This is a genomic window from Bradyrhizobium sp. CCGB20, from assembly GCF_024199855.1.
Lineage (GTDB): Bacteria > Pseudomonadota > Alphaproteobacteria > Rhizobiales > Xanthobacteraceae > Bradyrhizobium.
The window spans coordinates 6,173,236-6,198,298 of record NZ_JANADN010000001.1; the positions used below are offsets into that span (position 1 = coordinate 6,173,236).

Consider the following 25,063-nt stretch of genomic DNA (forward strand, 5'->3'; position numbering starts at 1 on the left):
TGGTGCACCTCTTCAGGTCGAGAGCTGCTTCTCGGCGATCGACAGCCACTCGGCCTGCGCCTCGCGCAGATATTTTGGCGCGCGCCGCATCTGGATCAGGAGCTCGTTGAAGACCATTCGCGCCTCGGCGCTGCGGCCGACCATCTGGAGCAGCATGCCGTAGCGCACCCGCGCTTCGGCGCCGGGGAAATAGCCGGAGACGGCGTGATATTCCTCCAGCGCCTCGTCGAGCCGGCCGACCTCGGCGAGCGCGCGGGCGTAGAGCAGATGCGCATCGGCGGAGTCGAAGTCCGGCCACTGCTTCTGGAGGTCGTCCAGCGTCGCGAGCGCGTCGGCCGGACGCTTGGCTGAAAACTCGGCTTGCGCCTTGCCGAGCGCATAAGCGGGATCGTGGCCCATCGGCAGCTTCAGGACGTGGTCGTAATGCGCTTCCGCTTCACTGAATCTGCCGATCTTCGCGCACTCTTCCGCCAGCGCGGCGCGGTTGGCGATGGTGTCGGTGGCCGCCAGCCGATCGGACAACTCGCGATAGCGCTTCTCGGGATCAAGGCGATTGGCGACGCGCTGCCGCGCCTGCCGTGCGCCGGGGCTGGAAAACCATTCCGGGATGAGCTCGACCGCGATATAGGCGAGCGCCCCCATCATCGGCACCAGCAGGATGATGAAGGCCCAGGGCCGTAGCCGCCCGGTTCGCGACGCGTGATAAATCAGCGTGATATCCAGCAGCAGAACGACCAAAGCGACGGGCATGTGACATCCAGGAGCACAACGACAGCGCACGCTTCCTGATATCGCAACTGACGCAATGAAACAACTTTGAGTTGTCTACATCGACAGAAATCGGCGACCCCGGACCCGCGCGCCTTGATGACGGCGAGGAGTCAGTCGCTTCAAATGCTATCGAGGTTCATGAAATCGCAGCCAAAGCTGCTATTGCTTGGCGTCGTCCGCCAGCATCTTCCGGTATTTTTCGACGTCGCGTGTCACGAGCTTTTGCAGCACGTCGGGCGTATGCTCGTCGGGATCGGGCGCAACGGTCGACAGATCGGCGAAGCGCTTCTTCACCGCGTCGGTTTCCACCGCCGTCCGCGCGGCGGCATTCAGCTTGGCGATGACGGCCGGTGGCGTGCCCTTGGGCGCGAACAGGCCGTTCCAGCCCTGCGCCTCGAAATCCGGCAGGCCGGCCTCGGCAGACGTCGGCAGATCGGGCAGCGTCGCAAGCCGCACGGTCGAGCCGACCACGAGGCCCTTCACCAGCTTCTCGTTGATCGACTGCGAGACCGAGGCGGCGGCGTCGCAGACGCCGTCGATCTGGCTGCCGACCGCGTCGGTCAGCGCAGGCGCGGCGCCGCGATAGCCGACCAGCGTCGCATCGATGCCGGCGGCGGTCACAAAGCTCTTGCAAATGAGGTAATTCGACGAGCCGACGCCGGCATGGCCGAGATTGATCTTGCCCGGGTTGGCCTTGGCGTAGGCGATGAACTCTTTGAGGTCCTTCGCCGGGAAATCCTTGCGCAGCGCGATGATGCCGAATGTCTTCGCAACCATCCCGATCGGCACGAAGGAGTCCGGCGTGAACGGCAGCTTTGGATAGATCGTGTAGGTCGCGGCATTGGTGCCGGCATTGCCGATCGCGATGGTGTAGCCATCGGGCTCCGCGCGGGAGGCGCGCGCCAGCGCGGTCGAGCCGCCGGCGCCGGCGACGTTCTCGATCACGATGGTCTGGCCGAGCGCGATGCCCATCTGCTCGGCAACCGTGCGCGCGATCACGTCCGAGGTGCCGCCGGCCGCGAACGGCACGATCATCGTGATCGGGCGCTTGGGAAAATCCTGCGCGAACGCGGCAGTCGCGAACGCAATGACCGCGACCGCGGCGAGCGCGCGCTTCAGCAGGAACGGGATCACGCGGCCTTTTCCAGATGCGCGGTGAGGCCGGCGAACAGGCCACGGCCGTCGGTGCAGCCCATGATGTCTTCGACGTGGTTTTCCGGATGGGGCATCATGCCGAGCACGTTGCCCTTGTCGTTGACGATGCCGGCGATGGAATGCGCCGCGCCGTTGATGTTATGCGCCTCATCGACCACGCCGTCGGCGGAGCAGTAGCGATAGAGCACCCGCCCCTCGCCTTCGAGCCGCTTGATGGTCTCCTCGTCCGCCTCGTAATTGCCCTCGCCATGTGCGACGGGAACGCGGATCACCTGCCCGGCATTGTAGCCGCGGGTGAACGGCGTGTCGGAGCGCTCGACGCGCAGATGCACGTCGTGGCAGATGAATTTCAGCCGCTCATTGCGCATCAAGACGCCGGGCAGCAGGCCGGATTCGCAGAGGATCTGGAAACCGTTGCAGACGCCGAGGACGAGACCGCCCTTGGCCGCATAGTCGCGCACCGCGTCCATCACCGGCGACCGCGCCGCAATCGCCCCACAGCGAAGATAGTCGCCGTAGGAGAAGCCGCCCGGCACCACCACGAGATCGGTGCCCGCAGGCAGCGATGTCTCGGCGTGCCAGACCATCGCGGGCTCATGGCCCGAGATGAGCTTCAGCGCGCGCGCCATGTCGCGCTCGCGGTTGATTCCGGGGAAGACGAGGATGGCGGCTTTCATCAGAGCAGCTCGACCCGATAGTTCTCGATCACGGTGTTGGCGAGCAGCTTGTCGGCGGCATCCTTGAGCGCCGCTTCGGCCTTGGCCTTGTCGGCGCCGGCGAGCTCGATGTCGAACACCTTGCCCTGGCGGACGCTGGCGACGCCGTCGACGCCGAGCGACTTCAGCGCGCCTTCGATGGCCTTGCCTTGCGGATCGAGGATGCCCGTCTTCAGGGTAACGGTGACACGTGCCTTCACGTCAAAATCCTCTTCAGCTCTTCACCAGCACCGGGCCAGTGCCCTGCGGACGCTCGTTCTCCATGAGGATGCCGAGGCGCTTGGCGACTTCGGTATAGGCCTCGAGCAGGCCACCGAGGTCGCGGCGGAAACGGTCCTTGTCGAGCTTCTCGTTCGACTTGATGTCCCACAGACGGCAGCTGTCCGGCGAGATCTCGTCGGCGACGATGATCCGCATCATCTCGTTCTCGAACAGGCGGCCGCATTCCATCTTGAAGTCGACGAGGCGGATACCGATGCCGAGGAAGAGGCCGGTGAGGAAATCGTTGACGCGGATGGCGAGCGCCATGATGTCGTCGATCTCCTGGGGCGTGGCCCAGCCGAAGGCGGTGATGTGCTCTTCCGACACCATGGGGTCGTTGAGCTGGTCGTTCTTGTAATAGAATTCGATGATCGAACGGGGCAGCTGCGTGCCCTCCTCGATGCCGAGGCGCTGCGACAGCGAGCCGGCGGCAACGTTCCGCACCACCACCTCGAGCGGCACGATCTCGACCTCGCGAATCAACTGTTCGCGCATGTTGAGGCGGCGGATGAAATGGGTCGGCACCCCGATGTCGTTGAGGTGCTGAAACAGGTACTCCGAGATCCGGTTGTTGAGGACACCCTTGCCCTCGATCACCTGATGCTTTTTCGCATTGAACGCGGTGGCGTCATCCTTGAAGTGCTGGATCAGGGTGCCGGGCTCCGGGCCTTCGTAAAGAACCTTTGCCTTGCCTTCATAAATACGACGCCGACGGCTCATGGGGATGTACCGTGTTTTGTTGAAATCCATGTATTTGGTGTGCTCCGGTTACCAGGTTACGACCCACAGCGGAGCTGCCGTGAACGGCCGGGAACCCCATCTGGAACCATTGGAAACAGAACGGGAACCTAGCCTTCAGGCAACCTATCCGATTGGCTGTCCCAGCACAATCGATCCGGCCGTCCGGCATCAACTTATACCGTCTTGCCTGCGGCTTAACGGCTCGTTGTTTTGCCGATTCGTGCCCCCTATCTAGGCATGCGCCGGGGCCCTCGCAACGAGGGCCGCCGGGTCCAGTCAGAGGGAATTGGAAAAGGCATGAGCACGTTGGACAAACGCGAAGAAGGCTTCGAAAAGAAATTTGCCCTCGACGAGGAGCAGAAATTCAAGGCGGAAGCCCGCCGCAACCGGCTGCTCGGGCTTTGGGCAGCCGAGAAGCTCGGCATCACCGGCGATGCCGCCACCGCCTATGCCAAGGAGGTGGTCGCCGCCGATTTCGAGGAAGCCGGCGATGCCGACGTGCTGCGCAAGGTCATGGCCGATTTCGCCGCCAAGAACGTGGCCGTCACCGAGCAGGCGATTCGCGCCAAGATGAGCGAATTGATCGCTGTGGCGGCGGCCGAGGTGAAGGCGGGGAAATAGGCGGACAGGGAAGTGGCGAGTAGCGAACCGAGCCCTGTTCGCTACTCGCAATCCGCCATTCGCCCAGATCACTCCTCCTTGAAGCCGTACTCCGGCACGTTGCCGCTGGCGCCGTAATATTTGTACGGCAGGAATTTGCCCGACATCGTGATCTTGACGCGGTCACCCTTCGGATTGGCGACGCGCTCGATTCCCATGTCGAAATCGATCGCCGACATGATGCCGTCGCCGAATTCCTCCTCGATCAGCGCCTTCCACGCCGGGCCGTTCACCATCACCATCTCGTAGAAGCGATAGATCAGCGGATCGGTCGGCGGCATCGGCGTGCCGGTGCCGCGCATCGGCACCTCGTTGAGCATCGCGGTCTCGGCCTTCGACAGGCCGAACAGTTCGCCTGCATTGGCGGCCTGCGGTTTCGTCAGCTTCATCTGGCCCATGATCGCGCCGACGATCAGCACTTCCGAATAGCCGCCGATCTTCTCGCAGATGTGTTTCCAGCTCCAGCCCTTCTCGCGCTTGATGTCGAGCAGCTTTTCGGTGAGGTCTTCGCGTTTCATGTCAGGGTCTCCCTTGGCTAGACATTGTGGCGCATCGTTTCGTGCCGCTTTGGGAGGCACGAAACGTGCCAATAAAAGAGGCTGGGGTTTCTAGGCCCGCGCCCTCGCTCCACGTGGCAAAGCCTCCGTAAATCGCTTGATCGCATCGAGCACCGGCTGCTGATCGCCGGCAAAGAACCAGTGATCATTGCCGTCGAGCTCGACGAATTCTGCACCGGTGATGCGGCTCGCGACATCGCGGCCCGCGGCAATGCGCACGGCTTTGTCGTCCCGCCGGTGCAGCACCAATGTCGGCACGGCAATGCGCGGCAGAAGGTGCCGCACATCGGCGTCGCGAAACGCCTCCAGCACGGCCGAGATGCCGCCGGGACTGGAGGCCGCGCGCAATAGCCCCGCCCACCAGGCGCGCGCCTGCGGATCATTGGCAAGGCTCGGCGCAAAAGCTTCGATCCCGACCGGGCCGCCCCATTGCGCGATGAGATGCTTCCTCCAGGCGTCATACTGGCTGGCGCGCAACGCGTGCGGGTAGTCCTCCGACCAGCAGCCTTTTGCCAGTGCGCCGAACAGAATGAGCCCGGCGACGCGGCTGGATTCATCGACCGCAAATTTAACGCAGGCCGGCCCGCATTCGGATGCGCCAAACAACACGACGCGGCGCGAGTCCGCCGCGCGCAGCACGGTGCCGATATCCTCCGCGGTGACGTCGATATCAGGAGCCGACCCGACCCGGTCGGACAGGCCGATGCCGCGGCGATCGAAAACGATCAGGCGTCCAAGCCTCGTCAATGAGGCCAGAAACGTCCGGCTCGCCGGATGCTCCCAGGCGCGTTCCACATGCGAGACGAAGCCGGGCATGACCAGGATATCGAGCGCGCCGCTTCCATAGGTCTGATACGCCAGATGCACGCCGGCGCCCTTCACGTAGCGTGTTGCCGGCACTGCATCGCGCAGCGGCGCCGCCGCAGGAGCCATGAGCGCTTCCGTCTCGGCTTCCGGCGCAACGCCAAGCTCGTCGCGCAGCCGCTGTGTGAGCGCTGCGTGTTGCCGCTCCGCCGCGCTGCGATCGCCGGCCAGCAGCAGGCTGCGGATCAGATGCCGGCCATAGACTTCGCTGAGCGGATCGAGCTCGACCAGACGTCCCGCATACAGGATGGCGGCAAAATGATCGCCGGCGGCATTCCTGTCCTGCACGAGACGCTCCAAGGCATGCATGAGCCGCCCCCGCAGCGCCTCCCGGCGAAAGAACGCCCAATCGTCGAATTCAGGACAGTCCTCCGGAGCGAAGCCTGCGAGGAAGTCACTCCGGTAAATCCGACAGGCCTCTTCAAACGCGCCGCGGTCGCAGGCGCTCTCGAACAGTTGCGAGTCGAGCTTCAACGCGACCTCGGGAGACCATCGCACGCTGGTGCGGTCGGTCTCGAAAACCGACTGGCCGAGCGTGAGCTCGACACGGTGAAGCAGCCGCCGCAATCGAGCGAGACCGGTCCCGCGGGACGTTTCGGGCCACAGCAGCGTGGCGATGACGTCGCGCGCGACGGCGCCCTTGGCCTCTGCGAGATAGACCAGCAGCGCAAGGCCCTTGCGCAGGTTCAGCTTGATCGGGCGGCCGTCAGCGTGGACCTCGGGGAACCCGAACGTGCCAAGCGAGAAAGCCGTCATGAGATCCTCCCTCCCCGGCCGGCGTCCCCCGGGGGACGCACGGGGGACGGTCCGGCGGTAACGGTCGGGCGAGATCGAGCCTGACAGCCATCGAGCGATTCAGGCTCCTGCATGCGGCACCGCCGTATCAGGCACAATAGGAAAAACCATGGTCGCGCGCCTCGCAATCCTGCTCTACGCCATCGTAAGCTATGCCGTATTCACGATTTCATTTCTCTATGCGCTCGGTTTCGTCGGCAATTATGTCGTGCCGAAGTCGATCGACGTCGGCAGCCAAACCAGTTTGAGCGAGGCCATCGTCGTCAACCTGCTGCTGCTGGGCCTGTTCGCCGTCCAGCACAGCGTCATGGCGCGCCCGGCCTTCAAGCGATGGTGGGGCAAAATCCTTCCCGTGGCCTGCGAGCGCAGCACCTATGTGCTGCTCTCCAGCCTGATCCTGCTGTTGCTGTTCTGGCAGTGGCGCCCGATCCCGGCACCGGTCTGGCAGACCAGCGGAATTGCGGCCTGGTTGCTGATCTTCATGCATTGGCTCGGCTGGCTGACCGCGTTTGCCTCGACCACCATGATCGACCATTTCGATCTGTTCGGCCTGCGCCAGGCTTTTGTCGCGCTGCGCGGAGCCGGGATATCAGGCCAGTCCTTCAGGACGCCGCTGCTCTACAAGATCGTGCGGCACCCGCTCATGCTGGGCTTTCTGCTCGCGTTCTGGGCCACGCCCGAGATGACATCAGGCCATCTGCTGTTCGCGATGGCGAACACGGCGTACATCCTGGTCGGGCTCCAGCTCGAGGAGCGTGATCTGATCGCCGAATTCGGCGCGACCTACCAGGACTATCGCCGGCGCGTTCCCATGCTGGTGCCGCGTCTTTTCGGTCGTCGCGAGACGGAAGGTCGCCGGCCTGCTGGAGCACCACGATGAGAGCGATCCTCTGCAGCGCGTTCACCGGGCCGAAAGACCTGCGCCTCGGCGAGATCGACGAGCCCAAACCGGCCGGCGACGAGATTCTCGTCGACGTCCATGCGGCCTCGGTCAGCTTCATGGACCAGTTGCTGGTCTCCGGCCTCTACCAGATGCGGCCGCCGACGCCGTTCGTGCCCGGCACGGAAGCCTCCGGTGTCGTCGTCGCGGTCGGCGACAAGGTCACGACATTCGCACCCGGCGATCGCGTCGCGTGCAGCGCATGGACCGGCGGCTACGCCGAACGGATGATTGCCAAGGAATCGAAGAGCGTGCGGCTGCCCGACGGCGTCGCGTTCGAAGCCGCGGCGACGGTGCTGCACAATTACGGCACGGCTTGTTATGCGCTGGTGGAGCGGGCACGGGCGCAGCGCGGCGAAACGCTGTTCGTCACCGGCGCTGCCGGCGGGGTTGGCCTTGCCGCCGTCGATCTCGGTCGCCATCTCGGCCTGCGCGTCGTTGCCGGCGTCGGCTCCCACGACAAGGTTGCCCTGGTGAGGAGTTACGGGGCCAGCGATGTCGTCAACTATCGCAGCGAAGATCTGCGCGACCGGATCAAGTCGATCACGTCAGGAGAAGGCATCGATATCGGCTTCGACAATGTCGGCGGCGCGATTTTCGAGCAGATGGCCCGGCTGATGACATGGGGCGGACGGCTGATGCCGATCGGCTTCACCAGCGGCGAAATTCCACAGATCCCGATGAACCTGCCGCTTCTGAAGAACTATTCCATCCTGGGCGTGTTCGCCGGCGCCTGGGCGGAGAAATTCTCCGCGGAGGCCGCGCGCATGAATGACAAGCTGGTGCAATGGCTGGCCGACGGAAAAATCCGTCCGCATATCGATCGCGTCCTCCCTTTGGAGGAGGCCGGCGACGCCATGCACGCGGTAGCCAATCGGACGGTTCAGGGAAGAATTGTCCTCAAAATCAGGTAAGATGAGCTGCCGACGGCAGGAGAAAAGAGACCGATGACAGAGATCATCATCGACAAGCGCTTTTGCGGTCCTCCGAACTCCGGCAACGGCGGTTACGTCTGCGGCCGGCTGGCCCGGCATATTCCTGGGGCTGCGGAAGTGACGCTGCGCGCACCGCCTCCCCTGCGCACGCCGCTCGATGCTGTGGCGACGAACGACGCGACATGGGAGCTTCGCGACGGCACAAAAGTCGTCGCGACCGGACGTGCGACGAGCGTCGAGCTTGCACGCGTGGAGACAGCCAGCTTCGAGAAGGCCCGCGCGGCCGAATTGCTGGCGCTGTTCGAGCCGCACGAGCATCCGCTGCCGAACTGTTTCGTATGTGGCCCCGCAAGGGCACAAGGCGACGGCCTGCGTATCTTCGCCGGGCCGCTCAGCCGTCATGCACAGACTCCCGTTCTCGCAGCGAGCTGGATACCGGATGCGAACCTGGCCGCCGAGGACGGCCTGGTCGCTCCCGAATTCCTCTGGTCGGCACTCGATTGTCCCACCGGCTTTGCCTGCAATTGCAATCCGCAGGCCGGCACCTACGACAAGACGCCCCTCCTGCTCGGCCGGATGTCGGCACGGATCGAGGCCCGCCCGCGCCCCGGCGACCGCTGCATCATCACGGCCTGGCCCACCGGCCGCGACGGCCGCAAGCGCACCGCGGACGCTGCGGCCCATGATGAAGCCGGGAAGTTGCTGGCGGTGGCGAGGACAACATGGATTGCCGTCGAACGCGACGTGCAGCTCGGGCGATAGGTGCTTAGGGTTGATTAGCCCGCGGCTGCGCGAAGCGTAGTCCGCCGGCGTAATCTACATGCTTCAGCAAACGCAGGACGAAGTTGGTGGGTTGCGCCTTCGGCCAACCCAACTTACGGAGCGTTCGATCAGTGATCCTCGCCATCCTGCATCGATCCGCATTCGCCTGCACCAGCACGGCCGCGCTGGCGGCGGTTTACCTTGCGTCAAGCACGGCAAGCATTCGACAACCGCCTTAAAAGGCTGTTAGGAGCGGTCATCGTTGTTGGCGCCCGGAATACGGGGACGCTCTGCCATGCAATCGGACAAGGGACTCTACAGTGCGCCGCGCTGGCGCCTGACGCGCTGGCTGGCCGAGCCGGGGCCCAGCGTGCCCGACGACATCCGCGCAGCACTCATTGCGCAGCTCTATGGATCGCTGCCGGTTTTTGCCGCGGGCGCCGTCAACACCATTGCCGTCGCCGCCGTGATCGCGGCCCGGAAGCAGACTGCACCGTTCATGGCCTGGCTGGTCATGGAGATCGCGATCTGCCTGGCCCGCCTGATTGTGCTGGTTCTCGCGCAGCGCAGGGCACGTGCCCATCGCCCGACGCCGACCGACCTTCATCTCCTGCTCGCGATCGCCTGGAGCGCCAGCGTCGGATTTGGCGTCATTGTCAGCCTCGCCAGCGGCGACTGGGTCGTCGCCATGCTGGCGACCCTGTCGGCGGCAGCGATGGTCGGCGGCATCTGCTTCCGCAATTTCGGCGCGCCGCGGCTGGCCGGGACCATGATCCTGCTGAGCCTCGGTCCGATCGTCCCGGGCGCTGCGCTCTCGGCCGAACCGCTGTTCTACATCGTCTACCTGCAGGTGCCGATGTATCTGGCCGCAATGACGGCCGCTGCCTTCCGCCTCAACCGGATGCTGGTCACCACCATGCGTGCCGAACGCGAGAACAGCCATCGCGCCCATCATGACGCCCTCACGGGCCTGCTCAATCGCGCGGGCTTCGTCGAGGCGCTCAGTGCGCGACTCCTGGTTCATGCCGAACGGCGGTTCGCGGTGATGTTCTTCGATCTCGACAATTTCAAGCCGATCAACGACACGTTCGGACATGCGGCAGGTGACGAGGTGCTGAAAGCGGTGGCCGGGCGCGTCCGCCGGGCGCTGCCGGACGGCGCGGTGGTCGCCCGGATGGGCGGCGACGAATTCGTCGTGCTCGTCGACGGCGTTACCGCCGAAATGGCGCAGGAAACCGGATACCGTCTCATCCGCGAGGTTGCCGTCTCCTATGAGCTGGGCGGCGAGGTGCGCGCCAGTGTCGGCGCCAGCGTCGGCATTGCGATGTCGCCGGATCATGGCGCCGAGGTCGACGAATTGCTCGCAGTCGCCGATGCCGCGCTCTACGAAGCGAAGTCGAGCGGCAAGTCGCGTTGCTGCCTCGCCTCGGTCGAGACCAACCTCGCCGCGCTGCGTCGCCTCCAGCAGAGCAGTCAGAAAGGCCCGGTCGCAGGCGCTGCCTGACGCAAGTTCGTAGGCGGGCAAAGGTGCAAAGCGCCGTGCCCACCATCTCTCCGTTGGCTCGATGCGCAATGGTGGGTACGCTTCCGCCTTCGCTCTTTGAGCTATGGCGGACAAGTCGCTTTGTGCACCAAGGCGATACGCGGTTATCCCGTCAGGGATTGACGCCTAACGCCTTGAGCTCGGCCGCAGCCGCCTGTGTTTCCACGAAGGTCGGCGGGCAGTCGGCAAGCGCGAGAGCAAAAAGCCGCCGAGCCTCCTCCTTCGCGCCGCGCTGCAAATTCAGTTCGGCGGTGAAGAAATTCGCCTCGCACACCTGGCCCTTCTTCTTCCGCGGATCGGGATCGTCGGCTGCGCGCAGCAATTCGTCAGCTGTCGTCGTCCCCAGCAAGAATTGAATGACAGGCGCAGGCCATTTGGTCATGTCGAGCCTGGCAATCGCATCCGACAGAATACTCGGCGTGTTGCTGCGCCAGCCCGCGATCTCGCGCCATATCGCGTTGTAGGAATCCTTGGGATCAAGCTCCTTCAACCGGTCGAGATAGGTAACCGCTTGTACGGGCGAGCCAGCCTGGAGATGTGCCATGACGCACGAACGGTAGGATTCTGCCGTTTTCGGGGTGAGCTCGATGGCACGGTCGCATGCCGCGATAGCTTGCTGCGGATCGCCCATCGCAAGATAGGTCATGCCGCGACAAATGAGGGCGTATTCGTCTCTGGGTTCGAGCAACGCCGCGCGGTCGCAATCGGCCATCGCCAACGTGAGATCACGCTTGGCCCTGTATTCAGCCGCACGGTAGACAAACGCAGCCCGATAGGTCGGATCGATCTGTATTGCCTGCCCATAATCCGAGATTGCGCTATCGGTATTGCCCTTCCTGCTCTGCGCTGCTCCGCGCGCCAGATAAGCGGCTTTGTACGTCGAACCGAGCTGCTGATTGGACGAGGCGGGATCTGGCTCTCGGCCCCGGTAATGAGCTTCTGTGCTACCCTTACTCTGGGACGGATCGGGCTTGAACTCGATCGCCTTGGTATAGTCGGCAATGGCCCGATCGAGATCGCCTTTTTTCACGTACGCAACTCCGCGGCTGTAGTATGCGCGCTGATTCTTGGGGGTCAGCCGAATGATCTCGTCATAGTCAGCGATAGCGCGGTCGAACTCGCCCAGCTGAACCAAGGATTCGGCTCGAAAGTAGTAGAATGACTCGTTCCTTGATTTGATCTGGATGGTTTGATCGAGTTCGGCCAATGCCCTCTCTCTGTCACCCTTGGCCAAGTAAACCCGGACGCGGCACAACTGGCCACCGCCGTCTTGCGGGCTGATCCCAACCGCTCGGTCACAGTCGGCCATGGCACGGACCAAATCCCCATTGCCGATGTAAGCAAGACCTCGCTCGACACGCGCTTTGAGATTATCCGGATGGATCAGAAGGGCCTGATCGTAGTTGACGATGGCGCGGACGAAGTCGCGCCTCTCCCCGTAGATTTGGGCGCGCCCTAGATATGCGTAGGTACTCTTCGGATCGAGCTCAATCACCTTGGCGTAGTCTGGCAGCGCGGCCTCGGGCTCTCGCTTTTGGATAAACGCAGAAGCCCTCGCGATACGGGCGTTCAGATTGCCCGGATCGTGCTCGATGATCTGGCTGTAGTCGACGATCGCAAGGTCGATCTCGCCCTTCTGGCGGTAGAACATGGCGCGGCGGAAGCGCGCCATGATCACGCCTTGCTGCATGCCCGTCGGCGCCTGGATGATAGCGGTGCAGCCGGCGATGCGGTCATCGACACTGAAATTTCCGACCGCGTTGCACTTGGCGGTCAAGGGCATTTCCGCGCGGGCGCCTGACACTTCGAGCAAGGTCGTCAGTGCAAAAGCGCTCGCGCCTGCTGCCGCATACACGAGTGCGCGGCCTGTCATTCCAAACATGCAGTCCCCAAGTCAATTCCCAGGGACCACATTATCAACCAACGGCACTCTTGCACAGCCCTTGGTTGCGGCGCTCAAGAACCGCGACGCGCCCGAGGCTACGTCGCCTGCTCCACCATCCCCTGTAGCCGCACCAGCTCCGCCTCGAGATCGCGCTCCACATCCGACGCGCGAATGTCGATCACGCGATAATCCCGCGCCTCCAGCCACGCCCGCCGCGACGCGCGGTCGGCGGCGATGGTCTCGCCCTCACCCGGATTGACCAGCTCGATCGCGATCCGGTGCGGGAAAGAAACGAAGTCCGGGATGTGGCGACCCACAGGGGTCTGGCGCTTGAACTGGCCGGCAAAGCGGCGGTCGCGCGTGAGCGCGTGCCAGAGCAGGCGTTCGGCATCGGTCGGGTTGCGGCGGAGCAGGCGCGCGAGGCCGCGCACCGTGGAGCCGCTGTCGGGCACGCCGCCGCCCTGTCCGTGCTCGGCCAGGAGCGCGCGAAGGCGCGTGGCCTGCTCGCCGTCGAGCACACCGCCCTTGGCCGGGCCCTTGCGCCCCTCCGCGATCGCCATGACCACCCCGTGCAGGGTGTGCATGTCCTGCTTGGTCGGCTCCATCCGGCTGAAGATGTTGCGCAGGTTCACCAGCATGGTGTCGCGCTTCTCGGCCGGGCGCAGGAATTCGACCCGGTCGAGCTCGCGGATGAGGTTGTCGAAGAAGGCCTGCATCTGGTGCTGCGAGGCGCGCTCGGAGCGCTCCGGCATGGCGTGCGGCAGCTCGCCCGAGGTCGCGCGCTTGAACCATTCGTAGCCGACCAGCAGCACGGCCTGGGCGAGGTTCAGCGAAGCAAAGCCCGGATTGACCGGGAAGGTGATGATGCGGTTGGAGAGCCCGACCTCCTCGTTGGTCAGACCCCAGCGCTCCCGGCCGAACAGGATGCCCGCCTTGCCGCCGGTCGCGACGTGCCCGGCGATCTCGCTGGCGGCGGCCTCCGGCCCGACCACGGGCTTGGCCTGGTCGTGGGGGCGAGCGGTGGTGGCGAACAGCAGGTCGAGGTCGGCGACCGCCTGCTCGACCGTGTCGAACAATTCGACCTTTTCCAGAATATGGTCGGCACCGGCCGCGGCGCGCTGGGCGGCGATATTCGGCCAGCCGTCGCGGGGGTTGACGATGCGCAAGGCGCCAAGCGCGAAATTGCCCATGGCGCGCGCGGCCATGCCGATATTCTCGCCGAGCTGCGGCTCGACCAGGATCACGATGGGACCGTCGAGGGAAAGGCCCGCCTTGCTCTTGTCAGTCCCCGACATCTCGCTTCGCTTTCACACTGGTTCTCAAGGCCTTGGCAGGGCCTTCTTAGGAAATGATTCAAAGCGGCCAAGGGGCCGACTTTGCCGGTTCGCCTGTCGTTTGCCTGTCCTGACAGAATTCTCAAGGAAAATAACGGGGTTAGATTCGGTTTTTGAATCTCGTCTGAAACTTGACGTCCGCCCCTCCGGCCGGGCCCCATCCCGCCCCCCATCTGTGGAAGCTGGATGAGCTAAAAGTGCATAATCACTTGGCTTTCACCCGCCGCGGTCAGGTGCTAAGAGGCGGCGGATATTCAATTTGGCGCCGGCGGCGCCGTTCCCAAGAAGGCTTTCCCGATCATGGCAAAAATCAAGGTGTCCCAACCCGTCGTCGAACTCGATGGCGACGAGATGACCCGGATCATCTGGCAGTACATCAAGGACAAGCTGATCAACCCGTACCTCGATGTCGAGCTGCTGTATTTCGACCTGGGCATGGAGTACCGCGACCACACCAACGATCAGGTCACGATCGACGCCGCCGAAGCCATCAAGAAGGTCGGCGTCGGCGTCAAGTGCGCCACCATCACCCCGGACGAGGCCCGGGTGAAGGAGTTCAACCTCAAGCAGATGTGGAAGTCGCCGAACGGCACCATCCGCAATATCCTCGGCGGCGTGATCTTCCGCGAGCCGATCATCTGCAAGAACGTGCCGCGCCTGGTTCCCGGCTGGACCAAGCCGATCATCATCGGCCGCCACGCCTATGGCGACCAGTACCGCGCCACCGACATCAAGTTCCCCGGCAAGGGCACGCTGACGATGAAGTTCGTCGGCGAGGACGGCACCGTCATCGAGAAGGAAGTGTTCAAGACCCCGGGCTCCGGCGTCGCGATGCAGATGTACAATCTCGACGACTCCATCATCGACTTCGCCCGCGCTTCGTTGAACTACGGCCTGCTGCGCAACTACCCGGTCTATCTCTCGACCAAGAATACGATCATGAAGGTCTATGACGGTCGCTTCAAGGACATCTTCCAGGACGTCTTCGACCGCGAATTCAAGAAGGAATTCGACGCCAAGGGCCTGACCTACGAGCACCGCCTGATCGACGACATGGTGGCCTCGGCCCTGAAATGGTCCGGCGGCTATGTCTGGGCCTGTAAGAACTACGACGGCGACGTGCAGTCCGACACGGTCGCGCAGGGCTACGGCTCGCTCGGCCTGATGACTTCGGTACTGCTCACCCCCGACGGCAAGACCGTCGAGGCCGAAGCCGCCCACGGCACGGTGACCCGCCACTACCGCGAGCACCAGAAGGGCAAGGAGACCTCGACCAACTCGATCGCGTCGATCTTCGCCTGGACCCGTGGCCTGTCGCACCGCGCCAAGCTCGACAACAATGCCGAGCTCGCCAAGTTCGCGGCAACCCTGGAGAAGGTCTGCGTCGACACCGTCGAGGCCGGCTACATGACCAAGGACCTCGCGCTGCTGGTCGGCGCCGACCAGCGCTGGCTCTCGACCACCGGCTTCCTCGACAAGGTCTCGGAGAACCTGACGAAGGCGCTGGCGGCCTGAGCTGCCATCCGCAATTTCGCCCGACTGGGCCAGACATCATCAGGGGCCGCGCCAAAAGCGCGGCCCCTTTTTTTGAGACCCCTCGCGCGGAGATGCGACCATGTCGATCAAGCCAGCCGTCCCCTGCCTGATGTTGCTTGCCGCGATGGCCGGCCCGGCCGCCGCCGAGCCACTTCCCGATACCATCGCCGCGCCCGGCGAAACCGTCGTGCTCAGCGTCCACGCCGAGGGCGCGCAGGTCTATGAGTGCAAGGCCGGCACCGACGGCAAGCTCGCCTGGGCTTTTCGCGAGCCGATCGCAACGCTGCTCGCCGAAGGCAAGACCGTCGGCCGCCACTATGCCGGCCCGAATTGGGAGCTCGCCGACAGCAGCGCCGTGGTCGGCAAGGCCATCGGCAACGCGCCGGGCGCAACGCCCGCCGACATCCCCTGGCTGAAGCTGGAGGTCGCCTCCCGCCGCGGCAGCGGCGTGCTCACTCCAGTCACCACGGTCCAGCGCATCAACACCCATGGCGGCAAGCTCGACGGCGCCTGCGACAAGGCCGGTGAGTTCAAAAGCGCGCCGTATTCGGCGGAGTATGTCTTCCTGAAGAAGGGCTGACCGCTCAGCGGTCGGTGACCTCGCGCTCGGCCTGCGCCAGCTCTGCCGCCGCGAGATCGCCGCTCTCCTCCAACCGCGCTTTCGCGGTCATCTGGACGTGGGCAGCGAGCGTCGGCATGCGCGCGATCAGGGCGTGAAAATCCTGGGCGTCGAGCACGAGCAGCCGCGTCTTGCGCGTCGCCGTCACCGTGCCGCTGCGTTTGGTTTTGTGCAGCAGCGCGATCTCGCCGAAGAAGGTCCCGTCGGTGAGCCGCACCTGCTGGCTCGGCAGAGCGATCTCGACCTCGCCGGCGGTGATGAAATACATCGAGGATGCCGCATCGCCCCGCCGCACCAGAATCTCGCCCTGCTCCACGGTGCGCGCCCGCAACAGCCGCATGATGTCGGCGATTTCAGCTGCCGACAGATGCGAGAACAGCGGCACCCGCGCCAGCATGCCCCAAGTCACGACGAAGTCGCGGCGCCTCACCTCTTCGGCGAAGGCGCTGGAGATGATCGCGACCGGCAGCGCGATCATGGCGAAGCCTGAGATGATCGCGAACACCGAGATGAATTTTCCGAGCGGCGTCACCGGCACGACGTCGCCATAGCCGACGGTGCCGAGGGTTACGATCGCCCACCACATCGCCTGCGGGATGGTGCCGAGCTTGTCCGGCTGCACGTCGCGCTCGATGGCGTAGAGCAGCGAGGCAAACGTGAGGACTGCGCCGATCAGGATGACGATGCAGCCGATCAGCGCCCGCCGCTCGGCATGCACGGCGGCGAGCAGCGAGCGCATCGCCGGCGAATAACGTATCAGCTTGAAGAACGGCAGCACGCCGAGCGCGGCCAGCGTCGCGTGCCGCCCCGTGGCCAGCACGATCGCGGCGGGCAGGAACGCCATGAGATCGATGATGCCGAGCGCCGAGAAGGCATAGCCGAGCCGGTCGGCGAGCGCGGAGCCCGTGCGCGGCGTATGGCCCGCCACCGTCCACATTCGCGCGGCATATTCCAGCGCGAACACGATCACGGACAGGATGGTGATCGCCGAAAACAGCGTGCCGAACCGATCATCGAGCTCCGGCACCGAGGCGAGAACCATCGCCGCGACATTGAGCACGATGACGCCGATGATCAGCTGGATGAAGCGCGATCCGGCCGAGTAGGCCAGCGGATCGTGCTCCAGCAATTCGTAGAGGCGATCCCTCAAGTTCGGATCGCGAAGCCCATGTCCTCGCGGAACGAGGCGCATCGCAATTTAAGCGCCTGCCATCGCTTTTTCGATCGCCGCGAGCGCCTCGGGCGCCTTGGCCCCGTCGGGGCCGCCGGCCTGCGCCATGTCGGGCCGGCCGCCGCCGCCCTTGCCGCCGAGCGCCTCGGAAGCGATTTTCACCAGATTGACTGCATTGAAGCGCGAGGTCAGGTCGGCGGTGACGCCGACCACGACACCGGCCTTGCCATCCTCGGTGACGCCGACGATGGCGACCACGCCAGAGCCGATCTGCTTCTTGCCGTCGTCCGCTAGGCTCTTGAGATCCTTCATCTCGATGCCCTCGACCGCGCGCGCCATCAGCTTGACGTCGCCGACATCGCGCACGCCCGCGGCTGCGCCGTTCCCGGTGAAAGAACCGCCCCCGCCCATCGCGAGCTTCTTGCGGGCGTCGGAGAGTTCGCGCTCGAGCTTCTTGCGCTCGTCCATCAGCGCGGCGATGCGCGCCGGGACGTCGTCGATCGAGGTGCGCAGTTCGCTAGCCGCGGTCTTCGCCAGCGCCATGGTCTCGTTGGCATGCCTCCGCGCGTAATTGCCGGTCAGCGCCTCGATGCGGCGCACGCCGGAGGCGACCGCGCTCTCGCCGGTCAGCGTGATCAGGCCGATATCGCCGGTGCGCCGCACATGGGTGCCGCCGCAGAGCTCGACCGACCAGCCGAGCGCATTGGCGCCGCGCTCACGCGCGGTCCTGCCCATCGAGACCACGCGGACCTCGTCGCCGTACTTCTCGCCGAACAGGGCGCGCGCCCCGGCCTCACGTGCTTCATCGACGCCCATGACGCGGGTGGTGACCTCGTCGTTCTCCAGCACCACGTCGTTGGCGATGTCCTCGACTCGCGCGAGCTCTTCCGCCGTGATCGGCTTCGGATGCACGAAGTCGAAGCGCAGGCGGTCCGGCGCGACCATCGAGCCGCGCTGGGCGATGTGATCGCCAAGCACCTGGCGCAGCGCCTCGTGGATGAGATGCGTCGCCGAATGGTGCGCGCGGATCGAGGATCGCCGCGAATGATCGACGTCTAGAAGAACAGGATCCCCAACCTTCAGTCCATAGTTGTCTACCGCGATGTGATGGACGAACAGATCTCCACCCACCTTCTTTTGCGTATCCAAAACACGCGCGAGAATTTTGGCGTCATCCGGTCCACGCCTCATGACACCGGTGTCGCCAACCTGACCGCCAGATTCCGCGTAGAATGGCGTCTGATTCAAGATGACCTGCCCGCTTTCGCCGGGCTTAAGTTCGGAGACTTCCTCACCGCCTCTAACAATCGCCGTAACTACGCCCTCAGCGGTTTCGGTGTCGTACCCGAGGAATTCGGTGGCCCCGAGCTTTTCCCGCAGCGGGAACCAGATCGCCTCGGACGCAGCTTCACCCGAACCCTTCCAGGACTCGCGCGCCTTGGCCTTCTGGCGCTCCATCGCGTCGGTGAACGAAGCCTGGTCGACGCCGATGCCGCGCGACTTCAGCGCGTCCTGCGTCAGGTCGAGCGGGAAACCGTAGGTGTCGTACAGCGTGAAGGCGACGTCGCCGTCGAACATGTCGCCCTTCTTGAGACCTGCGCTCTTCTCGTCGAGGATGGCAAGGCCGCGCGAAAGGGTCTTGCGGAAGCGGGTCTCTTCCAGCCGCAGCGTTTCCTCGATCAGATTCTCCGCGCGCATCAGGTCGGGATAGGCCTGGCCCATCTCGCGCACCAGCGCCCAGACCAGGCGATGCATCAGCGGCTCTTTCGCACCGAGCAGCTGCGCATGGCGCATCGCGCGGCGCATGATCCGGCGCAGCACATAGCCGCGGCCCTCGTTCGAGGGCAGCACGCCGTCCGTGACCAGGAAGGCCGAGGAGCGCAGATGGTCGGCGATGACGCGGAACGAGGCCACGGTCTGCTCGTTCGGCCCGGTGCCGAGAGCGGACGAGGTCGCGTCGATCAGGTGACGGAACAGGTCGGTCTCGAACACGCTCTCGACGCCCTGGAGGATGCAGGCCATGCGCTCGAGGCCCATGCCGGTGTCGATCGAGGGACGCGGCAAATTCACGCGCTCCTCCTTCGTCACCTGCTCGTATTGCATGAACACGAGGTTCCAGAATTCGAGGAAGCGGTCGCCGTCCTCTTCCGGCGAGCCGGGAGGTCCGCCCCAGATGTGCTCGCCGCGATCGATGAAGATCTCCGAGCACGGGCCGCACGGGCCGGTGTCGCCCATCGCCCAGAAATTGTCCGAGGTCGGGATGCGGATGATGCGGTCGTCGGAGAAGCCGGCGATCTTCTTCCACAGGCCGGCCGCCTCGTCGTCGGTGTGGTAGACGGTGACGAGCAGCTTGTCCTTCTTGAGCCCGAACTCGCGGGTGATCAGCGTCCAGGCAAGCTCGATCGCGCGCTCCTTGAAATAATCGCCGAACGAGAAGTTGCCGAGCATCTCGAAGAAGGTGAGATGGCGCGCGGTGTAGCCGACATTGTCGAGGTCGTTGTGCTTGCCGCCGGCGCGCACGCATTTCTGCGACGTGGTGGCGCGCTGGTAGGGCCGCTTCTCGACGCCGGTGAAGACGTTCTTGAACTGCACCATGCCGGCATTGGTGAACATCAACGTCGGATCGTTGCGCGGCACCAATGGCGAGGACGACACGATCTCGTGGCCGTTCTCGGCAAAGAAGTTCAGAAAGGTCGACCTGATCTCGTTGACGCCGCTCATGTTCATCCAATCGGGTGTGCTTGGACCCGCTTCCCAGCCATCCAAACCGCTGAGTTTGGGCTGATATCTGCGGGCCAAAGCGCTTTTAGACAAGGCCAGCTTCGCTGTCCAGAAACTGTGCAGACGGATCAGTGGGTTGCCGCAGGCGCTCAATCCCGTTGAAAGGCGCCGTTGCCGCGTTGACAGGCTTGGCTGCCCTGTGGTCTGTACCCATCTGTATCGTACGGCCACGTCGGGAGAGACCGGCTTTAGGCAGCCGGCGCCGAAGGAGCAACCGCCCCGGAAACTCTCAGGCAAAAGGACCGCGTGGCTTTGACGACATCTGGAAAGAGGCGCCGACGGGCTTAGTCCCGGACGACGTCCGCCGACGGGATAATACTCTCAGGCACAGCGACAGATGGGGCTTCGACTGGTGTCCACGGGAAATCGTTCCCGGGGAACCGCCGAGGGCCCCTGTGATGTCAGTGCGTGACGACAAAGAATCCCTGAAACGTACCCCCCTCCACAGCCTTCATGTGTCGCTCGGCGGCAAGATGGTGCCGTTCGCGGGCTATGACATGCCCGTGCAGTACCCCGCGGGCGTCCTGAAGGAGCACCTCCAGACCCGCAACGCCGCCGGCCTGTTCGACGTCTCCCATATGGGCCAGATCGCGCTCCGGCCGAAGTCGGGCAAGGTCGAGGACGCCGCCCGCGCGCTGGAGCGGCTGGTACCGCAGGATATCGTGGCGATTGCGCCGGGACGGCAGCGCTACGCCCAGTTCACCAATGCCGATGGCGGGCTCCTCGACGATCTCATGGTCGCCAATTTCGGCGATCACCTCTTCCTGGTCGTCAACGCCGCCTGCAAGGCCGAGGACGAGGCGCATCTGCGTGCAAATCTCGCAGGCGACTGCGTCATCGATTCGCTTGCCGACCGCGCCCTGATCGCTTTGCAGGGCCCGAAAGCGGAATCCGTGCTGGCGAAATTGTGTGCAGAGGCGCCCTCCATGAAATTCATGGATGCCGGCCCGCACCGGGTTGCCGGCATCGACTGTTTCGTCTCGCGTTCCGGCTACACCGGCGAGGACGGCTTCGAGATTTCCGTCCCTGCTGCCGATGTCGAACACCTGGCGAAGACGCTGCTCGACAACCCCGATGTGATGCCGATCGGCTTGGGGGCCCGCGACAGCCTGCGGCTGGAGGCCGGTCTTTGTCTCTATGGGCACGACATCGATACCGGGACCACGCCGGTCGAGGCCGGACTGGAATGGTCGGTGCAGAAAAGCCGCCGCACCGGCGGCGCCCGCGCCGGCGGCTTTCCCGGTGCCGAAAAGATCCTCGCCCACTTCGACAACGGCGCATCCCGCCGCCGCGTCGGCCTGCTCGCCCAGGGCCGCGCCCCGGTGCGCGAGGGCGCGCTGCTGTTTGCTGATAGCGCGGGCGGCGAGCCGATCGGAGCGGTCACCTCGGGCGGCTTCGGCCCGAGCCTGAATGCGCCGGTCGCGATGGGCTATCTGCCCACCAGCCAGAGCGCGCTCGGCACGCAAGTTTTCGCCGAAGTGCGCGGCCAACGGCTGCCGCTCACGGTCGCCGCCATGCCTTTCGTGAAAAACACCTACAAACGCTGAGGACAAGAAAATGACCACGACGCTGTACACCTCCGACCATGAATGGCTGGCCATCGACGGCGACGTCGCCACCGTCGGCATCACCGACTACGCCCAGTCGCAGCTCGGCGACGTCGTGTTCGTCGAGCTCCCCAAAGCCGGCCGCACGCTGAAGAAGGCGGAAGCCGCAGCCGTCGTGGAATCGGTGAAGGCCGCCTCCGATGTCTACGCGCCAATCTCCGGCGAAGTGCTGGAGACCAACGACGCGCTGGCCGCCGAGCCGGCGTTGGTGAACTCGGACGCGCAAGGCAAGGCGTGGTTCTTCAAGATCAGGATTGCCGACAAGAGCGAGCTCGGCGGCCTCATGGATGAAGCCGCCTACAAGGCACATACGGCGTGAGATGAAGCGAACTGTGACCTCATATTCGGTGTCATCGCCCGCGCAGGCGGGCGATCCAGTACGCCGCAGCTTCTCGGCTCAAGCCGTGACGCCTGCGTGTACTGGATGCCCCGCCTTCGCGGGGCATGACAGCGACAGCGAAATTTAGCGAGGACCCATGATGACCGCGCACCGCAAATCGAACGGCGACACCGCCACCTCCTTCGTTCGCCGCCACATCGGCCCCTCGGCGCACGATGTCACCGCCATGCTCGAGACCGTCAGCGCCAGAAGCGTCGACGCACTGATGGCGGAGACGCTGCCGGCCTCGATCCGGCAGACCTCCCCGCTCGATCTCGGCAAGCCCTTGAGCGAGACCGAGGCGATCGCGCATATGGGCGAACTCGCCGCACAGAACCAGGTCTTCACCTCGCTGATCGGCCAGGGCTATTCCGGCACGATTTTGCCCGCGGTGATCCAGCGCAACATCCTTGAGAATCCGGCCTGGTACACGGCGTATACGCCCTACCAGCCCGAGATCAGCCAGGGTCGGCTGGAGGCGCTGCTCAACTTCCAGACCATGATCTGCGACCTCACCGGGCTCGATGTCGCCAACGCCTCGCTGCTCGACGAGGCGACCGCGGCGGCCGAAGCGATGGCGCTCGCCGAGCGGCACTCGCGGGTCGAAGCGAAAGCTTTCTTCGTCGACAAGGACGTGCATCCGCAGACGCTGGCGGTGATGCGCACCCGCGCCGAGCCCTTGGGCTGGACCCTGGTCGTCGGCGATCCCCTCACCGATCTCGACAAGTCCGACGTGCTCGGAGCGCTGCTGCAATATCCGGGCTCTTCGGGCGCGGTGCGCGACCTCAGGCCCGCGATCGCTACTCTGAAGGCCAAGGGCGCACTCGCGATCGTTGCCGCCGATCTGCTGGCGCTCACTTTGCTCACCTCGCCCGGCGAGCTCGGCGCCGATATCGCTGTTGGATCGGCGCAGCGCTTTGGCGTGCCGATGGGCTATGGCGGACCGCACGCGGCCTATATGGCCGTACGCGATGCGCTGAAGCGCTCGCTGCCCGGCCGTCTCGTCGGCCTCTCCGTGGACTCCCGTGGGCAGCCTGCCTATCGCCTCGCGCTGCAGACCCGCGAGCAGCACATCCGCCGCGAGAAGGCGACCTCCAACATCTGCACCGCGCAGGTGCTGCTCGCCGTGATCGCCTCGATGTACGCCGTCTATCACGGCCCCGAGGGCCTAACGCAGATCGCGCGCAACGTGCACCGCCGCGCCGCCGTGCTGGCCGCCGGCCTGCGCAAGCTCGGCTTCGCGCCGCAGTCGGAGGCCTTCTTCGACACGCTGAGCCTGGATGCCGGCGCCAAGCGCGCCGAGATCGTCGCGCGTGCCGCCGCCGAGAAGATCAATCTGGGTGTCGGTGACACCGCACTGCGCATCGCGCTCGACGAGACCACCACGCCGGCGACGGTGGAAGCCGTCTGGCGCGCGTTTGGCGGCACGCTCGCTTACGCCGAGATCGACGCCACGACGCGCGAGGCGTTGCCGGAGGCGCTGAAGCGCGGGACAGCCTTCCTGACGCATCCGGTCTTCCACGCACATCGCTCGGAGACCGAGATGCTGCGCTACATGCGCAAGCTCAGCGACCGCGACCTCGCGCTCGACCGCGCGATGATCCCGCTCGGCTCCTGCACGATGAAGCTGAACGCGACCACCGAGATGATGCCGCTGACCTGGCCGGAGTTCGGCTCCTTGCACCCATTCGTCCCGCACGAGCAGGCCAAGGGCTATCACGCGCTGTTCGCGCGGCTGGAGAAATGGCTGTGCGACATCACCGGCTATGACGCGATCTCGCTGCAGCCGAATTCGGGCGCGCAGGGCGAATATGCCGGGCTTTTGGCGATCCGCGGCTATCACGCCGCGCGCGGAGAGACACATCGAAAAATCTGCCTGATCCCCTCCTCCGCCCACGGTACCAACCCGGCCTCGGCCGCGATGGTCGGCATGGACGTGGTGGTGGTCGCCTGCGAGAAGAACGGCGACGTCGACGTCAACGATCTCCGCGCCAAGGCCGAGAAGCACTCGAACGACCTCGCCGCGGTGATGATCACCTATCCCTCGACGCATGGCGTGTTCGAGGAGCATATCCGCGAGATCTGCGACATCGTCCATGGCCATGGCGGCCAGGTCTATCTGGACGGCGCCAATCTCAACGCGCAGGTCGGCCTTAGCAGGCCCGGCGATTACGGCGCCGACGTCAGCCATCTCAATCTGCACAAGACCTTCTGCATCCCGCATGGCGGCGGCGGCCCCGGCATGGGCCCGATCGGCGTCAAGGCGCATCTTGCGCCGTTCCTCCCCGGTCATCCGGCGACGCAAGCCGAAGCCCCGGTCGGCCCGGTCTCGGCCGCGCCGTTCGGCTCGGCGTCGATCCTGACCATCTCCTACATCTACATCCTGATGATGGGCGGCGAAGGCCTGAAGCGCGCCACCGAGATCGCGATCCTCAACGCGAACTACATCGCGGCAAGGTTAGAGCCGCACTTCCCGGTGCTCTACAAGAACGCCAGGGGCCGCGTCGCGCATGAGTGCATCGTCGATCCCAGGCCGCTGAAGACGACGTCCGGCGTCACCGTCGACGACATCGCCAAGCGCCTGATCGACTACGGCTTCCACGCGCCCACCATGAGCTTCCCGGTGCCGGGCACGCTGATGATCGAGCCGACCGAGTCGGAATCCAAGGCGGAGCTGGATCGCTTCTGCGACGCTATGATCGCGATCCGGAAAGAAATCGCCGAGGTCGAGGCCGGCCGCTTCAAGATCGAGGCCTCGCCGCTGCGGAACGCCCCGCACACCGTGCACGACATCGCGGATGATGCGTGGAATCGCGCCTACACCCGCAGCGAAGGCTGCTTCCCCGCCGGCACCTCGCGCACCGACAAATACTGGTGCCCGGTGGGGCGCGTCGACAACGTCTACGGCGACCGCAACCTCGTGTGCTCCTGCCCGCCGGTCAGCGATTACGCGGAAGCCGCGGAGTAACTTCGTAGGGTGGGTTAGCTGGCGGCTGCGCAAAGCGCAGTCGCCGACGTAACCCACCGCTTCTGCTGCCGCAGAGACAAACA

General features: G+C 64.8%; 21 protein-coding genes and 1 riboswitch. Of the genes, 10 read left to right on the plus strand and 11 right to left on the minus strand.

All coding sequences use genetic code 11. The features are described from left to right. Nucleotides 1–12: 12 nt before the first annotated feature. From NLM15_RS28990 to purC, 5 genes are all read right to left on the minus strand, one after another. Complete coding sequence (locus NLM15_RS28990; RefSeq protein WP_254121106.1) at nucleotides 13–750, minus strand: tetratricopeptide repeat protein; 738 nt, start codon at nucleotides 748–750, stop codon at nucleotides 13–15. A 180-nt stretch (nucleotides 751–930) separates the two neighbouring features. Then, nucleotides 931–1,905 (minus strand): tripartite tricarboxylate transporter substrate binding protein BugD, encoded by a 975-nt coding sequence (locus tag NLM15_RS28995; protein ID WP_254121108.1) that lies wholly within the window; start codon nucleotides 1,903–1,905, stop codon nucleotides 931–933. Beyond that, nucleotides 1,902–2,603: a phosphoribosylformylglycinamidine synthase subunit PurQ gene (gene purQ, locus NLM15_RS29000; RefSeq protein WP_254121110.1), complete on the minus strand. Its 702-nt coding sequence runs from the start codon at nucleotides 2,601–2,603 to the stop codon at nucleotides 1,902–1,904. The genes NLM15_RS28995 and purQ overlap by 4 nt, the downstream gene beginning before the upstream one ends. Next, nucleotides 2,603–2,842, minus strand: coding sequence for a phosphoribosylformylglycinamidine synthase subunit PurS (gene purS, locus NLM15_RS29005; protein WP_015685059.1), 240 nt, complete (start codon nucleotides 2,840–2,842; stop codon nucleotides 2,603–2,605). The genes purQ and purS overlap by 1 nt, the downstream gene beginning before the upstream one ends. A gap of 13 nt (nucleotides 2,843–2,855) precedes the next feature. Beyond that, nucleotides 2,856–3,623: a phosphoribosylaminoimidazolesuccinocarboxamide synthase gene (purC, locus tag NLM15_RS29010; protein WP_172782948.1), complete on the minus strand. Its 768-nt coding sequence runs from the start codon at nucleotides 3,621–3,623 to the stop codon at nucleotides 2,856–2,858. 318 nt (nucleotides 3,624–3,941) lie between these two features. On the opposite strand from purC, the gene NLM15_RS29015 reads away from it, so the two are divergent. Beyond that, entirely contained in the window at nucleotides 3,942–4,265 is a 324-nt protein-coding gene (locus NLM15_RS29015) for a DUF1476 domain-containing protein (RefSeq protein ID WP_254121112.1), read from the plus strand. 68 nt (nucleotides 4,266–4,333) lie between these two features. Here NLM15_RS29015 and cynS read toward each other — a convergent pair whose 3' ends face one another. Next, on the minus strand, nucleotides 4,334–4,822 hold the full coding sequence (gene cynS, locus NLM15_RS29020; protein WP_145628604.1) for a cyanase: 489 nt from the start codon (nucleotides 4,820–4,822) through the stop codon (nucleotides 4,334–4,336). A gap of 90 nt (nucleotides 4,823–4,912) precedes the next feature. Then, on the minus strand, nucleotides 4,913–6,481 hold the full coding sequence (locus NLM15_RS29025) for an alpha/beta fold hydrolase (protein WP_254121118.1): 1,569 nt from the start codon (nucleotides 6,479–6,481) through the stop codon (nucleotides 4,913–4,915). A gap of 148 nt (nucleotides 6,482–6,629) precedes the next feature. Here NLM15_RS29025 and mddA point away from each other — a divergent pair, with 148 nt between their 5' ends. The 4 genes from mddA to NLM15_RS29045 all read left to right on the plus strand — a co-directional run bounded on the left by mddA (nucleotide 6,630) and on the right by NLM15_RS29045 (nucleotide 10,661). Then, nucleotides 6,630–7,400: a methanethiol S-methyltransferase gene (gene mddA, locus NLM15_RS29030; RefSeq protein ID WP_254121120.1), complete on the plus strand. Its 771-nt coding sequence runs from the start codon at nucleotides 6,630–6,632 to the stop codon at nucleotides 7,398–7,400. Next, nucleotides 7,397–8,374 (plus strand): NADPH:quinone oxidoreductase family protein, encoded by a 978-nt coding sequence (locus NLM15_RS29035; protein WP_254121122.1) that lies wholly within the window; start codon nucleotides 7,397–7,399, stop codon nucleotides 8,372–8,374. Before mddA ends, NLM15_RS29035 begins: the two co-directional genes overlap by 4 nt. Before the next feature lie 33 nt (nucleotides 8,375–8,407). Then, nucleotides 8,408–9,157, plus strand: a complete 750-nt coding sequence (locus NLM15_RS29040) for a PaaI family thioesterase (protein WP_254121124.1) — start codon at nucleotides 8,408–8,410, stop codon at nucleotides 9,155–9,157. A 295-nt stretch (nucleotides 9,158–9,452) separates the two neighbouring features. After that, on the plus strand, nucleotides 9,453–10,661 hold the full coding sequence (locus NLM15_RS29045) for a GGDEF domain-containing protein (protein WP_254121126.1): 1,209 nt from the start codon (nucleotides 9,453–9,455) through the stop codon (nucleotides 10,659–10,661). 151 nt (nucleotides 10,662–10,812) lie between these two features. Here the strand turns inward: NLM15_RS29045 and NLM15_RS29050 are convergent, their stop codons facing one another. Both NLM15_RS29050 and NLM15_RS29055 read right to left on the minus strand, forming a co-directional pair. Then, entirely contained in the window at nucleotides 10,813–12,582 is a 1,770-nt protein-coding gene (locus NLM15_RS29050) for a tetratricopeptide repeat protein (RefSeq protein WP_254121128.1), read from the minus strand. 98 nt (nucleotides 12,583–12,680) lie between these two features. Beyond that, nucleotides 12,681–13,880: a TrmJ/YjtD family RNA methyltransferase gene (locus NLM15_RS29055; protein WP_254121138.1), complete on the minus strand. Its 1,200-nt coding sequence runs from the start codon at nucleotides 13,878–13,880 to the stop codon at nucleotides 12,681–12,683. A gap of 339 nt (nucleotides 13,881–14,219) precedes the next feature. Between NLM15_RS29055 and NLM15_RS29060 the strand changes: the two genes are divergently transcribed. Both NLM15_RS29060 and NLM15_RS29065 read left to right on the plus strand, forming a co-directional pair. Next, entirely contained in the window at nucleotides 14,220–15,434 is a 1,215-nt protein-coding gene (locus NLM15_RS29060) for an NADP-dependent isocitrate dehydrogenase (protein WP_254121139.1), read from the plus strand. A 100-nt stretch (nucleotides 15,435–15,534) separates the two neighbouring features. Continuing rightward, complete coding sequence (locus tag NLM15_RS29065; protein ID WP_254121141.1) at nucleotides 15,535–16,035, plus strand: DUF3455 domain-containing protein; 501 nt, start codon at nucleotides 15,535–15,537, stop codon at nucleotides 16,033–16,035. A 4-nt stretch (nucleotides 16,036–16,039) separates the two neighbouring features. On the opposite strand, the gene NLM15_RS29070 is transcribed toward NLM15_RS29065, so the two are convergent. Both NLM15_RS29070 and alaS read right to left on the minus strand, forming a co-directional pair. Further along, a complete protein-coding gene (locus NLM15_RS29070; RefSeq protein WP_254121144.1) occupies nucleotides 16,040–17,266 on the minus strand; it encodes a cyclic nucleotide-gated ion channel in 1,227 nt (408 codons plus the stop codon). Nucleotides 17,267–17,272: 6 nt separating this feature from the next. After that, nucleotides 17,273–19,966, minus strand: coding sequence for an alanine--tRNA ligase (alaS, locus tag NLM15_RS29075; protein WP_254121149.1), 2,694 nt, complete (start codon nucleotides 19,964–19,966; stop codon nucleotides 17,273–17,275). Between the two features lie 223 nt (nucleotides 19,967–20,189). Next, a riboswitch (glycine riboswitch) is annotated at nucleotides 20,190–20,280 on the plus strand. Between the two features lie 144 nt (nucleotides 20,281–20,424). On the opposite strand from alaS, the gene gcvT reads away from it, so the two are divergent. The 3 genes from gcvT to gcvP all read left to right on the plus strand — a co-directional run bounded on the left by gcvT (nucleotide 20,425) and on the right by gcvP (nucleotide 24,980). Continuing rightward, entirely contained in the window at nucleotides 20,425–21,573 is a 1,149-nt protein-coding gene (gene gcvT, locus NLM15_RS29080) for a glycine cleavage system aminomethyltransferase GcvT (protein WP_254121151.1), read from the plus strand. A 10-nt stretch (nucleotides 21,574–21,583) separates the two neighbouring features. After that, a complete protein-coding gene (gcvH, locus tag NLM15_RS29085) occupies nucleotides 21,584–21,952 on the plus strand; it encodes a glycine cleavage system protein GcvH (RefSeq protein WP_254121153.1) in 369 nt (122 codons plus the stop codon). A gap of 160 nt (nucleotides 21,953–22,112) precedes the next feature. Beyond that, nucleotides 22,113–24,980: an aminomethyl-transferring glycine dehydrogenase gene (gene gcvP, locus NLM15_RS29090; RefSeq protein ID WP_254124476.1), complete on the plus strand. Its 2,868-nt coding sequence runs from the start codon at nucleotides 22,113–22,115 to the stop codon at nucleotides 24,978–24,980. The last annotated feature ends 83 nt before the right edge of the window (nucleotides 24,981–25,063 follow it).

Coding starts and splice junctions, on each gene's coding strand:
- NLM15_RS28990 (WP_254121106.1), bottom strand. CDS start 750: ATGCCCGTCGCTTTGGTCGTTCTGCTGCTGGATATCACGCTGATTTAT.
- purQ (WP_254121110.1), bottom strand. CDS start 2,603: ATGAAAGCCGCCATCCTCGTCTTCCCCGGAATCAACCGCGAGCGCGAC.
- purC (WP_172782948.1), bottom strand. CDS start 3,623: ATGAGCCGTCGGCGTCGTATTTATGAAGGCAAGGCAAAGGTTCTTTAC.
- NLM15_RS29015 (WP_254121112.1), top strand. CDS start 3,942: ATGAGCACGTTGGACAAACGCGAAGAAGGCTTCGAAAAGAAATTTGCC.
- cynS (WP_145628604.1), bottom strand. CDS start 4,822: ATGAAACGCGAAGACCTCACCGAAAAGCTGCTCGACATCAAGCGCGAG.
- NLM15_RS29025 (WP_254121118.1), bottom strand. CDS start 6,481: ATGACGGCTTTCTCGCTTGGCACGTTCGGGTTCCCCGAGGTCCACGCT.
- mddA (WP_254121120.1), top strand. CDS start 6,630: ATGGTCGCGCGCCTCGCAATCCTGCTCTACGCCATCGTAAGCTATGCC.
- NLM15_RS29035 (WP_254121122.1), top strand. CDS start 7,397: ATGAGAGCGATCCTCTGCAGCGCGTTCACCGGGCCGAAAGACCTGCGC.
- NLM15_RS29040 (WP_254121124.1), top strand. CDS start 8,408: ATGACAGAGATCATCATCGACAAGCGCTTTTGCGGTCCTCCGAACTCC.
- NLM15_RS29045 (WP_254121126.1), top strand. CDS start 9,453: ATGCAATCGGACAAGGGACTCTACAGTGCGCCGCGCTGGCGCCTGACG.
- NLM15_RS29050 (WP_254121128.1), bottom strand. CDS start 12,582: ATGTTTGGAATGACAGGCCGCGCACTCGTGTATGCGGCAGCAGGCGCG.
- NLM15_RS29055 (WP_254121138.1), bottom strand. CDS start 13,880: ATGTCGGGGACTGACAAGAGCAAGGCGGGCCTTTCCCTCGACGGTCCC.
- NLM15_RS29060 (WP_254121139.1), top strand. CDS start 14,220: ATGGCAAAAATCAAGGTGTCCCAACCCGTCGTCGAACTCGATGGCGAC.
- NLM15_RS29065 (WP_254121141.1), top strand. CDS start 15,535: ATGTCGATCAAGCCAGCCGTCCCCTGCCTGATGTTGCTTGCCGCGATG.
- NLM15_RS29070 (WP_254121144.1), bottom strand. CDS start 17,266: ATGCGCCTCGTTCCGCGAGGACATGGGCTTCGCGATCCGAACTTGAGG.
- alaS (WP_254121149.1), bottom strand. CDS start 19,966: ATGAGCGGCGTCAACGAGATCAGGTCGACCTTTCTGAACTTCTTTGCC.
- gcvT (WP_254121151.1), top strand. CDS start 20,425: ATGTCAGTGCGTGACGACAAAGAATCCCTGAAACGTACCCCCCTCCAC.
- gcvH (WP_254121153.1), top strand. CDS start 21,584: ATGACCACGACGCTGTACACCTCCGACCATGAATGGCTGGCCATCGAC.
- gcvP (WP_254124476.1), top strand. CDS start 22,113: ATGACCGCGCACCGCAAATCGAACGGCGACACCGCCACCTCCTTCGTT.